14 protein-coding genes are annotated in these 15,081 nt (G+C 36.3%); all 14 read left to right on the forward strand.

The window, feature by feature from the left end; translation table 11 throughout:
* Positions 1-220: 220 nt before the first annotated feature.
* The 14 genes from ACPLVE_RS09775 (at position 221) to ACPLVE_RS09840 (ending at position 15,007) form a co-directional block, all read left to right on the forward strand.
* Positions 221-460: a FeoA family protein gene (locus ACPLVE_RS09775; RefSeq protein WP_424611369.1), complete on the forward strand. Its 240-nt coding sequence runs from the start codon at positions 221-223 to the stop codon at positions 458-460.
* 1 nt (position 461) lies between these two features.
* Positions 462-704 (forward strand): FeoA family protein, encoded by a 243-nt coding sequence (locus ACPLVE_RS09780; RefSeq protein ID WP_424611370.1) that lies wholly within the window; start codon positions 462-464, stop codon positions 702-704.
* Between the two features lie 11 nt (positions 705-715).
* Entirely contained in the window at positions 716-2,758 is a 2,043-nt protein-coding gene (feoB, locus tag ACPLVE_RS09785; RefSeq protein ID WP_424611371.1) for a ferrous iron transport protein B, read from the forward strand.
* Between the two features lie 194 nt (positions 2,759-2,952).
* Complete coding sequence (locus ACPLVE_RS09790; protein WP_424611372.1) at positions 2,953-3,528, forward strand: FeoA domain-containing protein; 576 nt, start codon at positions 2,953-2,955, stop codon at positions 3,526-3,528.
* Positions 3,500-5,380, forward strand: coding sequence for a ferrous iron transport protein B (feoB, locus tag ACPLVE_RS09795; RefSeq protein ID WP_424611373.1), 1,881 nt, complete (start codon positions 3,500-3,502; stop codon positions 5,378-5,380). The genes ACPLVE_RS09790 and feoB (ACPLVE_RS09795) overlap by 29 nt, the downstream gene beginning before the upstream one ends.
* Positions 5,381-5,400: 20 nt before the next feature.
* Positions 5,401-6,159 (forward strand): ATPase domain-containing protein, encoded by a 759-nt coding sequence (locus ACPLVE_RS09800; protein WP_424611374.1) that lies wholly within the window; start codon positions 5,401-5,403, stop codon positions 6,157-6,159.
* A gap of 12 nt (positions 6,160-6,171) precedes the next feature.
* Complete coding sequence (locus ACPLVE_RS09805; RefSeq protein WP_424611375.1) at positions 6,172-6,870, forward strand: hypothetical protein; 699 nt, start codon at positions 6,172-6,174, stop codon at positions 6,868-6,870.
* 73 nt (positions 6,871-6,943) lie between these two features.
* Positions 6,944-7,549, forward strand: coding sequence for an HD-GYP domain-containing protein (locus ACPLVE_RS09810; protein WP_424611376.1), 606 nt, complete (start codon positions 6,944-6,946; stop codon positions 7,547-7,549).
* 60 nt (positions 7,550-7,609) lie between these two features.
* The gene (locus tag ACPLVE_RS09815) at positions 7,610-8,068 is read left to right on the forward strand and encodes a Fur family transcriptional regulator (RefSeq protein ID WP_424611382.1); all 459 of its coding nucleotides are present in this window, start codon (positions 7,610-7,612) and stop codon (positions 8,066-8,068) included.
* A gap of 157 nt (positions 8,069-8,225) precedes the next feature.
* Positions 8,226-10,304, forward strand: coding sequence for a ribonucleoside triphosphate reductase (locus ACPLVE_RS09820; RefSeq protein WP_424611377.1), 2,079 nt, complete (start codon positions 8,226-8,228; stop codon positions 10,302-10,304).
* Positions 10,301-10,987: an anaerobic ribonucleoside-triphosphate reductase activating protein gene (locus tag ACPLVE_RS09825; RefSeq protein ID WP_424611378.1), complete on the forward strand. Its 687-nt coding sequence runs from the start codon at positions 10,301-10,303 to the stop codon at positions 10,985-10,987. Before ACPLVE_RS09820 ends, ACPLVE_RS09825 begins: the two co-directional genes overlap by 4 nt.
* A 77-nt stretch (positions 10,988-11,064) precedes the next feature.
* Complete coding sequence (locus ACPLVE_RS09830) at positions 11,065-13,863, forward strand: PAS domain S-box protein (RefSeq protein WP_424611379.1); 2,799 nt, start codon at positions 11,065-11,067, stop codon at positions 13,861-13,863.
* Between the two features lie 68 nt (positions 13,864-13,931).
* Positions 13,932-14,288: a DUF134 domain-containing protein gene (locus ACPLVE_RS09835; RefSeq protein WP_424611380.1), complete on the forward strand. Its 357-nt coding sequence runs from the start codon at positions 13,932-13,934 to the stop codon at positions 14,286-14,288.
* An 89-nt stretch (positions 14,289-14,377) separates the two neighbouring features.
* Entirely contained in the window at positions 14,378-15,007 is a 630-nt protein-coding gene (locus ACPLVE_RS09840) for a VTT domain-containing protein (RefSeq protein WP_424611381.1), read from the forward strand.
* The last annotated feature ends 74 nt before the right edge of the window (positions 15,008-15,081 follow it).

Consider the following 15,081-nt stretch of genomic DNA (forward strand, 5'->3'; position numbering starts at 1 on the left):
GCCAAGTTTAGTTATCGCTTTGACAACAAGTCGCATTTACACACAAAATGCCACTCTTTAAACTTTGTCAACAGTCTGTATCCGCCACTAATTGGCGGATTATTTCTTTATTGACTTTTGAAGAGGAGTATGCTATTCTTTTATTAGATAATGAGAATTATTCTCAATATCAAATATTACTGTATATCAATTTGATGTCGAAAAGAAGGGAGGCATTAGCTTGGTAGAGAAAGTGAGTACTCTGGATAAGCTGCCTGTTGGGGCAAGGGGGAAAATAGTAAAAATTAAAGCAGTGGGAGAGCTGAGAAAGCGGCTTGTAGATATGGGAGTAATTTACGGTACAGAAGTAAAAGTAGAAGGAATGGCGCCACTTGGAGACCCGATTGAAGTTACAGTGATGGGCTACAGGTTAAGTCTTAGAAAAAGCGAAGCTTCTCAGATAGAAATCGAGGTGATATAATTTGTTAAAAAAGGGAGGAATTGTATTGCCTCTTTCTATGCTTCCACCGGGGAAAAAGGCTATGGTAGTTGATATACTAGGAGGCGAAGGTATAAGAAGAAGGTTGATTGAAATGGGTATTGCAAGAGGAGTAGAAATTCTGGTTGTAAAAAATGATGTAGGTCCACTTATAGTAGGAGTTAAGGAGATGAGGTTTGCTTTAGGTTTTGGTATGGCACAAAAAATATTGGTTGAAGAATTGTAGGGGAGGTCAAAATGGAAAAGATGGGCGTTTTAGGGGACAAAAAAGAATTAGTAGTCGCATTGGCGGGCAATCCGAATTCAGGTAAAACAAGCTTATTTAATGAGCTCACTGGAGCAAGACAGCACGTAGGCAACTGGCCAGGAGTTACTGTTGAGAAAAAAGAAGGAAGGCTTAAGTTTGAGGGTGTGGATTTTAAGGTGGTAGACCTTCCTGGCACTTACAGTTTGGGGGCTTACACGGAAGATGAAGTGATTGCCAGGAATTTTATAATACACGATAAGCCAGATGTTGTGATTAATGTGGTAGATGCCACTAATCTGGAAAGAAATTTGTACCTTACAATGCAGCTTTTAGAGATGAATGTAAATTTGGTTGTGGCTTTAAACATGTCAGATGAAGCGAAGGCTAAGGGTATTGAGATTGATAAAGATAAACTGTCACAGCTTTTGAAAGTTCCAGTTGTAATGACAGTGGCTACTAGAGGAATAGGTGTAAAAGAGTTACTGGAGAATGTGCTGAAGGTAGTAGAAGCTAAAGGAGAGGGCTATCGCATAGATTATGGCAAAGAATTAGAAGAGGGCATTTCTGAGCTTGAAAGTTTGATTAAGGAAGATGAAGAGCTTTCAAAGAAGTTTTTTCCTAGGTGGCTGGCTATTAAATTCATAGAAAATGATGAGAACATAATGAAAGAGTTTTCACACAAAACGGCATTGATGGAGAAAGTCAAGTCGATCCAAAAGAAGTTAGAAGAGATTTTTGGAGAAGATGCAGAAGTTGTTGTTGCTGATAGAAGATATGGAATCATTTCTGGCATAGTAAGGGAATGTGTGAAAAGGAAGAGAGCTCCTGAAGAGAGGTACACTTTATCTGACAAAATAGACAGGATTGTAACGAATAAGTACCTTGGCATTCCAATATTTCTTGTAGCTATGTGGGCAGTTTTTGAATTCACTTTCGCTTTGGGCAATCCCTTATCAGACTGGATAGAAATGTTTTTTGACTGGCTGGGTGAAGTTACAGCCTCCTGGCTTTTGTCAATCGCTGCACCTGATATTTTAATTTCCTTTATAAGAGATGGAATAATTGCAGGAATCGGTTCTGTATTGGTATTTATACCACCGATTTTCCTTCTATTTTTTGCAATTTCTGTGCTTGAAGATAGTGGTTATATGGCAAGAGCTGCTTATGTTATGGACAGATTTATGACTGCTTTAGGACTTCATGGCAAATCTTTCATACCTATGCTGATAGGTTTCGGCTGCAATGTGCCCGGTATAATGGCCACTAGGACTTTGGAAAATAAGGAGGATAGACTGGTTACTATCCTGGTAAATCCTTTGATGTCTTGTGCTGCAAGGCTTCCTGTGTATGTGCTTTTCGCGGGAGCTTTCTTTGCTAAGAATCAAGGGCTTGTGGTGTTTTCTATATATCTTCTGGGAATAGTGCTGGCAATTGTAATGGCTAAGATATTTAAAAAATTTCTTTTCAAAGGAAAGACAGCTCCTTTTATCATGGAGCTACCTCCTTACAGAGTACCTACTGTAAAAGGGTTGCTTATTCACATGTGGGAGAGAGGAAGTTTATTTGTGAGAAAAGCGGGCACTATAATTTTGGGAGTAGTTGTGCTGGTGTGGATTTTATCTAGTCTTCCTGGTGGAGTGGAGTATGCTAGTGCCGAAAGCTATATTGGAAGATTGGGAAGCGCTGTATCCCCTATTTTAAAGCCGGCTGGATTTGGCACTTGGGAAGCAGCTTCGGCTCTGATATTTGGAGTTTTAGCGAAAGAAACTGTTGTAGGTACTCTTGGTGTAGTATATGGGGCAGAGGGGGATGCCCTGATACAAGCTATAAGGCAACATTTTACTCCCCTTTCTGCATACGCATTTATGGTAATGACTCTTATATACATTCCGTGTGTAGCTGCGATTGCTGCTATAAGGCGTGAGACCAATTCATGGAAATGGACTTTCTTTGCTATAGGATACACTCTGATTCTCGGATGGCTAATGGCAGTTTTGGTATATCAAGGAGGGCGAATTCTAGGACTTGGCTAAAAATTTTGTAAAATGGGAGGGAAAAGGTGTTTGATGTGGAATATATTATATTAGTGGGAGCAGGACTTCTTTCGACTGCCATGATTTTGATTGGAATTAAGGGACATTTTAAAAAAATTGATAAGTGTCGTAGCTGCCCTTTTGGAAGGGAGTGTAAAATGACTTGTAAAAATTAAATTTAGGGGGGAGAGGCGATGGAATGGCTTAAAGTATTGAAAGAGGATGTTTTAAGATTTTTAAAGGAAAAAGAAGGGAATAAATCTACATTGGAAGAAATAGCAATTGAGAGTAAGGTAGATAAAGAAGACGTAATTGAAGCAGTAAAAAGTTTAGAAAAAGATAATTTTGTAAACTTTGAAAGGCAAGAAGTTTATCTTACAGAAGACGGGAAAAAAGAAGCTGAAAGTATATATGAAAAACACAATTTTGTAGAAAGCCTATATGGGCACCAAATTGCTCATGCTTTGGAGCATTATGCAATGAAGGATATGAAAAAAGCTTTTGAAGTAGCCTCTTCCCCTAAAAAATTAAAAGATTTTAAAGAGCAACAGGTGGGTTTTGTTGTGCGAATTTCTATAGATAATCCTATGATTTTGTCAAGACTGATAGGGTTAGGGTTTGCCCCTGGTAGCTATTTCAAAATTATAAAAAAAAGGGAAGATTTTTTAGTGGTAGAGTCCCACGGAAGATTAGTGGTACTGGGAAAAGAGGTTGGCGATGGGATAGAGGGGGTAGAAACTTTTGAGGATTCTTCTGGTCGGACAGCCTAATGTAGGGAAATCTTTATTTTTAAACACCTTAACTGGTACAAAGGTCATTGTTTCTAATTATCCCGGTACCACTGTAGATGTCACTGAAGGAAAGATAAAGGTAGGGGATGAGTACTGGGAATTTGTAGATACTCCTGGTATTTACAGCCTTACACCTTCCAGTGAAGAAGAAAAAGTAACTTATAGATTAGTGCTGGAAGAAAATTATGACTTTGTGATTCACGTTTTAGATGCACTTGCTTTAGAAAGGAACCTCATAATCTCTCTTCAATTGGCCGAATTAGGTATTCCCTTTATGATAGCGGTAAACTTTTATGAAGAAGCCTTAAAAAAGGGTGTAAAGATAGACCTTGAAGCCTTGCAGGGATTACTTGGAGTTCCTGTAGTGGTAATAAATCCTTTTAAGAAAGAAATTGAAAAATTAAAGAAAGCTTTTGATTTGGTTAAAAGGCCTAACTATTCTATTCATTATGATGACCATATAGAAGAGATGATAAAGGTAATAGAAAAGGAGATTGATTATGGAGGAAGGCTTTCTACAAGAGGTATTGCTGTAAAGATATTAGAAGAGGGAGAAATGATATGTAAAATCCTCAATTTGAGAAGGTTCGAACATTTGAAGGAACAGTACAAAGAAGTGCATCCAAATGTCACTAAGGATATAGTCATAACTAGAGCAGGATACGCTTTTTATATTTCTCAAAAGATTTTGACTTATAAAGAAGATAAGCCAAAAAAGCTAAATGCGTTAGATGATTTCATACTTAACAATCCTGTAGGAAGTGTCTTGTTCAGCATAGGTGTTTTATCTCTTGTATTTTTGGGATTGTTTTATATAGGTGGGTGGTTCCAAGACACACTGGGGAGCTTATTCGAGGGATATGCGGGAAGCCTTGGTAGATATCTTGCTAGTTACCATCCTCTTTTCAATGTTTTGGTAATAAATGCCTTTATAGGTCTTTCAGCAGGAATAAGCATTGCCGTTCCTTATGTGGGTTTATTCTACATTTTCCTTACCTTTATGGAGGATACAGGGCTTTTATCCCGCTTTATAATAGCCCTCAATGGATTAATGTCAAGACTAAATCTTCCTGCTAAGGCGATAATCCCGCTGATGCTTGGATTTGGATGTAGTGTGCCTGCTATAAAATCCACAAGAGTATTGAGCAATTTTAAAGACAGATTGAAAGTAGCAATACTCTATTCTGTAGTGCCATGTTCCTCCCGAAACGCTATACTTTTTGGATTAGTGGGACATTATGCAGGAATAGGATATCTTGCATTAATTTATATCACTTTATTTGTTGTTTTTCTGATCACTTCAAAGATTTTGGGAATAGTTGTGTCAAAAGAAAGATTGCCGGTGGTAGAAGAGATGCCTCCTTACCGACTTCCTGTCGCAAAGAATTTGCTGGTTAAATCATGGGTGAGGATGGAGGATTTTGTGACAATTGTCATTCCTCTATTAATAGCCGGAGGCATATTGTATGGGATATTAGAGTATTATAACATTGCAGCTCTTGTGGTGAAGCCTTTTAGATACTTGACGGTAAATTGGTTAGGACTTCCTGAAAATACTATTATACCGATTTTCTATGGATTTCTACAAAAAGACCTTGTAATATCTATGTTAGCAAATGCTATGGGTACCTATGATTTTGGAAGTGTTTTAACAAAGCTTCAGATATTCACTTTTGGTTTGGCATCATCTATACAAATTCCCTGCATGATAGCTTTTGGTATGTTCATAAAAGAATTTGGCTTTGTAAAGGCGGCAGTCGTTACGCTTTCTGCTTTCATATACGGGATGCTGATTGCGGGTATAATTTATAAGGTTATGGTATGGATATAAAAATAAAATGAGGTGATATCATGGGAAAGATGTATTTTGAAAGAGAATGGCTAAAACACCTTCTCTTTGATGGATGGGAATACGAAAAACCCATACTTGTAAGCGGACCGGGTGGTTCAGGAAAACCGCTTATAGGAAATTTTTTTGCTGATGAGTGGTTGAGAAAAGGCGGAAGTGTAATTTTTATGACAGCCAGCACTTCAATTGAAACCCACAGGAGAATGATGAAATATTTGGGATGCGACGTGGAAAAGTATGAGGAAGAGGAACGAGTTTTTTATATTGAACTTTCACCTGAAATAGAAGAGGTAGAAGAAATCTCTAAAAATTCAATGAGAGCTAATTATGTCAAACCAGAAGTCTGGGACAAAGCAATAGATTTGGCAGGAAAGAAGGTCAAGAAGGATGGAGAATTAGGAACTCTCATCACCAGTGCTTCTTTAAATTTGCTATTTTTCTCAAAAACTTACGGGGAGAAGATGTATGAAAAATTAATATCCTTGGTAAGAGGTGAGGACAAGAGTTATTTTTATGTTCTAACTTTGAATAGCGATGCTTATAAAGATTGGGCAAGGGCTTTAGAGGAAGCTGCTTACAATCTTTTACTCAGCGGAATGAATGAAGAAATGAAGCTAACTTTGAAAGTAGTTAAAATGCATAATGTTGGATTCCAGGAGGAAGAGGTTATTGTGCCTCTTACAAAAGAGATAGTGATGGAGATAAAAAAAGAGGCAGAAAGTGGTAGAACAAATCTCATACCTCTTATCAGGAAACTGTAGGGGGTGTAATTAATGAAACTTCCGGCTTATTTTGAGATAGAGGGTTTAAAATTTAGTTTGCCGTCGTTTACCTTACTTGCTGGGCCTATGGCGGCTGCAAAACCCTTGTTTGCCCAAAAATTTATAGCTGCTTTTTTAAATGAAGTAGATGGTGCAAATGTGTTTTATCTTGCAACAAGTGCTCCTGTGGAGGGGATATTAAGGAATTTACAAGTGTTTGGATTAAAAGAAGAGAAAAAAAATATAACATTTTTTGACTATGATCCAGCAGTAAAAGAGCTAAAGAAGGAAGGGGATAATTATTATAAAGGAGATTACAGTGAGCCTGAAATATTAAAACAGATACTGGATTTAGCGGCTGAAAATACGATTATTGTTATACCCTCCTTTACACTTCTTCTTGTTAATACAGAAAGGAAAGAAGATCTTATAAGGACTTTACTTGGAACTTCTGAGAATAAGAATTTTATTTCATTTGTGGCTGTTAATTCAGATATGTTTCAAAATTACAATGAAAAATTGATGGAGGCTTCTGATAATTTATTGGAGTTTTTCAAAAAGGGAGAAAAGATTTTTCTAAAAGTCGTAAAATTCAAAGGAGAATATGATAGAGAAGAAACGGAGTTTAAATTTGAAAAAGAACTTTTTACAACTACAAAAAAAGAGGTGGCAGAGAGAACGGCAAAAATGATAAAGGCAAAGAGGAGTTAAGTCAACAAAACCCCTGCGGGAGCAGGGGTTTTGTTGAATAACAAAAGATGCTAAAATAGATGGGAGGAAGTTTATGAAATTTTTTACATTAAGACAAGATATTTTTCATGACATAATAGAGTGTTTGATCGCAGCATTAGAAGCAAAAGACGTTTATACGAAAGGTCACTCAACAAGAGTGGCGGATATGACTGTGGACTTGGCAAAAAAAGTGGGGTTGAGGGGAAAAGAGCTTGAGAAAGTACATATTGCGGCGCACCTACATGACATAGGCAAAATTGGGATTTCTGATCAGATATTAAATAAAAAAGGAAAACTTCTCCCACATGAATTTGAAATTATAAAGATGCATCCAGTAATTGGGTATAACATTTTAATAAAGTCAAAAAGGCTAAAGGAAATAGCGCAGATTGTGCTTTACCATCACGAAAGATGGGACGGTAGAGGGTATCCTGAAGGATTGAGAGAGACCAAAATCCCTTTGGGAGCAAGAATTATCTCGATTTGTGACAGTATTGATGCTATGGCTTCAAAAAGACCCTATAGAGAAAGTTTGCCTTGGGATCAGATAAAAAAAGAGGTTATAAGTAATAAAGGTCTTCAATTTGACCCTGTACTCGTGGATGAAATAGATGATTTTCTATGGGAGAAATGGAGGAAAATGTACGAAAATTATTGACATATGTCAACAAAGGTTGTATATTTAAATTGAACATATGTTTGAAATTTGGTGATTGTTATGGGGAAAAATCAAAAAAACCTTCTACCTCTCCTAATTAAAGTGTTAAAGGACAGGGGATTAAAAGTCACAGAAAAGCGACAGATTCTTCTTGATGTCTTTTTGAAAAATCCAGATAAGCATTTTGATATTGATTTACTCTATGAAGAAGTAAGGAAAAGATGGCCTCACTATGGAATTGCTACTTTGTACAGGAATTTGAAGATTTTAGTAGAAAATGATATAGTATCTGAAAACCTCATTGGAAATAAAAAATACTATGAGCTCAAGATGTTTAGTAAAAAAAGGGTACATGCGCACTTAATCTGTAAACACTGTGGTAGCATCGATGAGTATTACAGTCCGGAACTCATAAAGACAATAAAAGAAATAGAGAAAAGATATGAATTTGATATTTACTACGGTGAATTGAATTTTTATGGGATATGTAGTAAGTGCAAAACTCATTACTTTTCATAGTTTTTAAGAATAACAGGGGCAAATTAAAATGCCTCTTTTATTTTTTATTGACTTGTTTAAGATGCCATGATATACTAAATATTGAGGTACAAAACTCAACACATACTATATTTTGTACGCATATAAGTAATTTAGAAAAGGAATGGAGGCATACCTTATGGAAATTGAGATGAGAGTGATTAAAAGAGACGGGCGAGAAGTCGAATTTGATAAGGCAAAAATTTCAAATGCAATTTACAAAGCTTTTAAAGCGGTGGGAGAAGGGAAATACGAGGAAGCGTTACAAATTGCTGATGAAGTGACGACGTATGTAAAACAAGTTTTTGAAGGGATAGCCAGTGTTGAGCAAATCCAAGATATTGTAGAAGAATTTTTAATAAAAAGAGGATATGCTAAAGCAGCAAAAGCTTATATTCTCTATAGAAAACAGCACCAAGATATAAGAGAGTTCAAAAAGATGTTCATGGATATTGAAAAAATGGTAGATGAGTACTTGGGGAAACAGGATTGGAGAGTAAACGAAAATAGCAATATGAGCTATTCTCTTCAAGGGCTTAATAATCATATATCGAGTAGTGTTACTGCATATTATTGGTTAAACAAGATATACCCTAAAGAGGTGAGGGATGCACATATAAACGGAGATTTACATATTCATGATTTAGGACTATTATCTGTTTACTGCTGTGGGTGGGATTTGAGAGATTTGCTTTTAAATGGCTTTACAGGAGTTGAGGGAAAGGTTCAGAGTAAACCGCCGAAGCACTTCAGGTCAGCCCTTGGGCAGATTGTTAATTTTTTCTATACACTTCAAGGAGAAGCTGCTGGGGCACAGGCTTTTTCCAATTTTGACACATATCTTGCTCCTTTTGTGTACTATGATAATTTGTCCTACGAAGAAGTCAAACAAGCGATTCAAGAATTTATATTTAACCTTAATGTTCCAACAAGAGTAGGATTTCAGACTCCTTTTACAAATATAACCATGGATTTGGTTGTGCCTGAGATTATGAAGGACGAGCCTGTTATAATCGGCGGAAAGGTTTTGGACAGGACATATAAAGAATTCCAAAAAGAAATGGACATGATAAATATGGCTTTTGCTGAAGTTATGATGGAAGGAGATGCGAAAGGTAGAATATTCACATTTCCTATCCCGACATATAATATAACTAAAAATTTTGATTGGGATAGTCCTGTTGTAAACAAAGTAATGGAGATGACAGCTAGATATGGACTTCCTTATTTTAGTAACTTTGTGAACAGCGACTTAGATCCAAACGATGTAAGGTCAATGTGTTGTAGACTCAGATTAGATAATAGAGAGTTGAGGAGAAGAGGGGGAGGGCTTTTTGGGGCAAACCCTCTGACGGGTTCCATAGGTGTTGTGACGATAAATATGCCGAGGATTGGTTATCTGTCAAGGACTAAAGAGGAATTTTTCCAGAGGTTAGAAAGGTTCATGGACATTGCAAAGACCAGCCTTGAAATAAAGAGGGAAGTACTTGAGAAGATGACAGAAATGGGGCTTTATCCTTATTCTAAGTTTTACCTTAGAGATGTGAAAAAGAGGTTTGGCTATTACTGGCAGAACCATTTCAACACCATAGGGCTTATAGGTATGAATGAAGCCTTGCTGAATTTCATGGGAGTTACTATTGCCACAGAGGAGGGGAGGAAATTTGCCCTTGAGGTATTAGACTTTATGAGACATAAATTAGAAGAATATCAGCTGGAATCTAATTTTATGTACAATTTAGAGGCTACCCCTGCTGAGGGAGCTTCTTACAGATTGGCTAAAAAGGATCGAGAATTTTTCCCAGATATCATTACTGCGGGAGATGATGTGCCTTATTATACAAACTCTACTCAACTTCCTGTGGATTTTACTGAAGATATATTTACGGCTTTGGACTTGCAAGAGGAACTCCAGACTAAATACACAGGCGGTACAGTATTCCACGGCTTTATAGGAGAGAGCATTAATGATGTCAATACTTGTAAGGCATTGGTTAAAAAGATTGCTTACAATTACCGAATTCCTTATTATACGATAACTCCAACTTTTTCTGTATGTGAGGACCACGGTTACATTTCAGGGGAGCATGAAAAGTGCCCTTATTGTGATAAAGAATGTGAGATATACAGCCGTGTAGTAGGATATTACAGACCTATTAAGAATTGGAACGAAGGAAAGAAAAAAGAATTTGAGAAAAGGAAGGAATTTGTGATATGATGTACGATTTTTTGCCGGTTTCTTTCGTGGATTTCCCAGGGAAAATTGCAGCCACTGTGTTTACAAGTGGCTGCAATTTTAAGTGTCCATACTGTCATAATTCCTATTTGATAAAAGTAAGAGAAGGGAAGCGGACCGAAGAAGAATTCTTTGATTACCTTAAAAAGAGGGCAAATTTGATAGAAGGAGTGTGTATTACAGGCGGAGAACCTACACTTTGGAAAGGATTAGAAGATTTTATAAAAAATATAAAGGAACTGGGGTTTGAGGTGAAGCTGGATACAAATGGTTCACGGCCAGAGATACTTGAGAGGCTGATTGATAAAAAGCTGCTTGACTACATCGCCATGGATATAAAAGCTCCAAAAGAGAAGTATATCCTTTTTTTACAAAAAGAAGAAGATATAGAGAACGTGATAAAGAGTGTTGAACTCATAAAGGATTCTGGAGTTGAGTATGAATTCAGGACTACCGTAAACGATAAGTTGCTTACATTAGAAGATTTTGACTCTATTGGGACCCTCATTTCAAGAGCGAAAAGGTATGTGCTTCAGCGTTATAAATATAATGAAGGTGTGCTTGATAAAGAGCTTAGTGGAGAGGAAGATTGTGATTTAAATTTTATTCTTAAAGCAAAAGACATCGTATCCCAAAGAGTAAAAGAAGTTCTTATAAGAGATTAAATAACAATGGACATAAATCCAAAATAAAATTATAATGAAAATAGGTATAACTTGCTCTTTGGGAGAGAGGGAAAGGAATGTTTGAGGGCATACACGTATCGCTTAACTATCAAATACTTATACTGTTGTTTTTAGCTTCTTTTTATCTTTTTATTCATAATGCAGAAAAAGAAAAGTACATTTTGCTTTGGGGAGCAGCTTGGGGAAGCGATTTTATAAGGTATATCTTTGAATATGCGATAATATATAGGGATTTACCCAGTGTTTTTTCGATACAAGTTCTGATATACTTGTTAACCTTTTTTAGTCTTCTTTTTTTCTCATTAGGGTTTTTCAATTACTTTAAAGTAGATGCTGGTTATAAAAAATATTTAGGGATGTTATTTGCCTTTCCTGTATGGTATTTTATGGGTAAGTTCTTAAATGTTGCTAATTTCTTGGCTGTATTTCCTACTTATTTCTCTTTAGGGTTGATACAGTTTATATCTTCAACTTTCATACTAAGAAAGAAATACTACTATAAAGAAGGTTTATCCGGAATCATTATGGCCCTATTTATGCTTATAATAGGGATGAGGGAGATTACATTCCCTTTTATAAAGCATTTTAACCTAAGAAATTATTTTATTGATTTTGACCTTCTTTTTACACTAAAACTCATTCTTGTTCTTTTTCTCCTCATGCAATTTTACGAGGGAGCCGTATGGAAGCTGGCAAATTTTAATAAAAGGCAAGAGGAATTATTGAATTCTCTCTATCAGGAAAAAGAAAAGTTGAATATTACTTTAAGAAGTATAGGAGATGGAGTGATAGCGACAGACACAAAAGGAAGGATAGAGTTTATCAATCCAACCGCAGGAAAGCTTACGGGATATGAAGAGGGGGAAGCATTAGGTAAAAATATTGAAGAAGTGTTCAGGATAATCAACGAAGCAACTGGTGAAAAAGCAGAAGTTCCTGTAGAAAAAGTTTTGAAAAGTGGTCAAGTACAAGGGCTTGCGAATCACACTGCTCTTTTATCTAAAGATGGAAGGATAATCTCGATAGCTGATTCTGCTTCTCCTATAAAGGATGCAAAGGGGAATGTAATTGGTGTTGTTCTGGTGTTTAGTGATGTAACAGAAAAAAGGGAGTATGAGAAACTCCTTAAACAGTACGAATTTATTGTAAAGACTTCGGAAGAGGGAATAGGAAGCTTTGATTTAGAAGGAAAAATAAAGACATGGAACAGGGGTTGTGAAAAGATATATGGCTATAAAGCAGAGGAAATCATAGGTAAACACATATATACCGTTATACCAGAATTCGAAAGAGACAAGATAAATAGGGTCATTGAAAGGCTTCTCAAAGGAGAAGAAGTTGCTCCCTATGAAGGAATTAGAATAAGAAAAGACGGCAGGTATATAAATGTCCTTGTTTCAATTGCGGCTATAAAGGATGAACTGGGGAGATATACAGGTATTTCATTTATTTCTCATGACATAACTGAAGAAAAGAAAACGATGCTTTTGTTAAAAAGATATAAACTTTTGTTTGACAGCATAAATGACATAATCTTTTTTGCAAGATTTGATGATGGTAAAATTGTAGAGGCAAATAAGGCTGCAGAAAGGGCTTATGGTTATAAAATAGAAGAACTTTTAAATATGTATATTTTTTCCTTGTGCAATTGCAAGAAGGAGGGACTGTTTAGCTTACTCGAAAAAAGTGGCGAAGAAGGTGTGATATTAAATTTTGAATATGCGAAAAAAAGTGGAGAATTGTTTTATGGAGAAGCCAATATGATAACGGTGGATTTCGAAGAGGAAAAACTCATAATGGCTGTGGTTAGAGATGTGACAGAGAGAAAACTTGCAGAAGAACAGATAAGGCACATAGGTACCCATGACCTCTTAACTGGACTTTATAATAGAAATTTCTTCGAAGAGAAGCTTATGGAATTTGAGGAACGGGGAATAATTCCAGTAGGCCTTATTTTATGTGACGTGGATGGATTAAAACTTATAAATGATACTATAGGTCATAAAGCAGGAGATCAGCTTTTAAAGAAAGCTTCTGGAATACTGCAAGAATGCTTTAAAGGGGAGGAAGTAGTTGCAAGAATAGGTGGAGATGAATTTGCAATAATTCTTCCAGGAAGTGACAGAGGAAGTTTGGAGGAAGCTGTGGCTTCTATAAGAGAAAAAGTAGGAAAGACAATTTTTCAATTTGAAGGTGAGGAGTATCCCTTTAGCATCTCTATAGGATATTCGATAAAAGTGAACAGCTTGCAGAAATTGGAGCAAGTTTTTAAAGAAGCCGATGACAGCATGTACAGAGAAAAGCTTTTTCATAAAAGAAGCCACTACAGGAAGATGTTAGACTCCATTTTGAGGACTTACAGAGTAAGAAGGCCAGAGTTTACGAGGTTCGAGGAAGAGATCAAGAAGCTTTCTATAGAATTTGCAAGGCATATAAAACTTTCACCTATTAGAATAAAAAATTTAGAACTTTTAGCAGAATTTAGAGATATAGGCATGGTAGGAATTTCAGAAAAAGTGTTAAAAGATAATCCGCTAACGGATGAAGAATTGAAGGAATATAAGAAGCACTGTGAAATAGGGTATAGAATAGCCCTGTCTTCTCCTGACCTTGCTTATATAGCAGATATGATTTTGATGCATCACGAAAATTGGGATGGTACGGGTTATCCTCTCGGCTTGAAAGGAGAAGAAATACCCTATGAGTGTAGAATTGTTTCTATAGTAGAGGCATATGTTCGGATGATAAATAAGGGTATGAGCAAGGAAAAAGCTTTATATGAGTTAAAGAAATCTGCTGGTGGATTATTTGACCCGATTCTTGTAGAGAAATTTCTGGACTTTATGAGGGATTGATATTTTTTTGTATAAAGTATAAAATATTAAAGTAATTACAATTTATAAAGATAGTAAGGTGAGATAAAATGCCGAGACCGCCGAAGTGGAGATGGGTTAAAAGTGAACCAAACGTTACTTACTTTAAACCGGTAGGAATTCCGCTTTCCATGCTGGAAGAAGTTATACTCACGGTTGAAGAACTTGAGGCCATAAGGCTTAAAGACTTAGAAGGGTTAGAGCAGGAAGAATGTGCTGATATGATGAAAGTGTCTCGACCCACCTTTTTTAGAATAATAACTTCTGCAAGGCAGAAGATAGCTGATGCCTTGGTCAATGGCAAGGCTATAAGAGTAGAAGGAGGAAATTACAAAGTATACGGGGAGGATATGAGGGGTCACGGCGGAATGAGGCACAGGCATGGCTGGTATAACGGAGAAGATTAAAGTTTGATTAAAATTTCTCGTATTTTCACACAACCTTTCATATATATAGTATAATTGAAAAGGACTATGTATATGGAAGGATGAAATCAATGGACATCGTAAAAAATTTTGTAGATATTGTACTTCACTTGGATAAATATCTTGGGACGATAATTCAAACTTATGGCACATGGACGTATAGTCTTTTGTTTTTTATCATTTTTCTTGAGACGGGTTTTGTAGTGACCCCTTTTCTCCCGGGTGATTCGCTTTTATTTGCTGCAGGCACTTTTGCTGCGATAGGAAGTTTGAACATCTACTATGTGATTGTGCTTTTAGCTTTTGCTGCAATATTAGGAGATACAGTTAATTATCATATAGGTAAATTTATTGGTGAAAAAATCTATGAGAGAGAAAATTTAAAATTGATAAAAAAGGAGCATTTATTAGAAGCTCGTGATTTTTATGAGAAGTACGGCGCTATTACTATTGTGGTAGGAAGGTTTATCCCTATCATCAGAACCTTTGTCCCTTTTGTTGCAGGAATTGGCCAGATGAGGTATTTTAGGTTTTTGTTTTATAACGCGTTTGGTGGAATTTTGTGGGTTTCTTTTTTTACGTTGGGGGGGTATTTTTTCGGGAACTTAAAAATAGTCAGGGACCATTTTGGGTTGGTTACCATTGCTATAATTGTGATTTCAGTTATACCTGCAATCAGCACTTTCCTCAAGAAAAGATGAGCTAGTTTTTTCTAGCTCATTTCAGACTGTTGACAAAATAAAGAAGTGGCATTTTGTGTGTAAATGCGACTTGT

This window comes from Caldanaerobacter sp., assembly GCF_049701115.1.
In the GTDB taxonomy this organism is placed as follows: domain Bacteria; phylum Bacillota; class Thermoanaerobacteria; order Thermoanaerobacterales; family Thermoanaerobacteraceae; genus Thermoanaerobacter.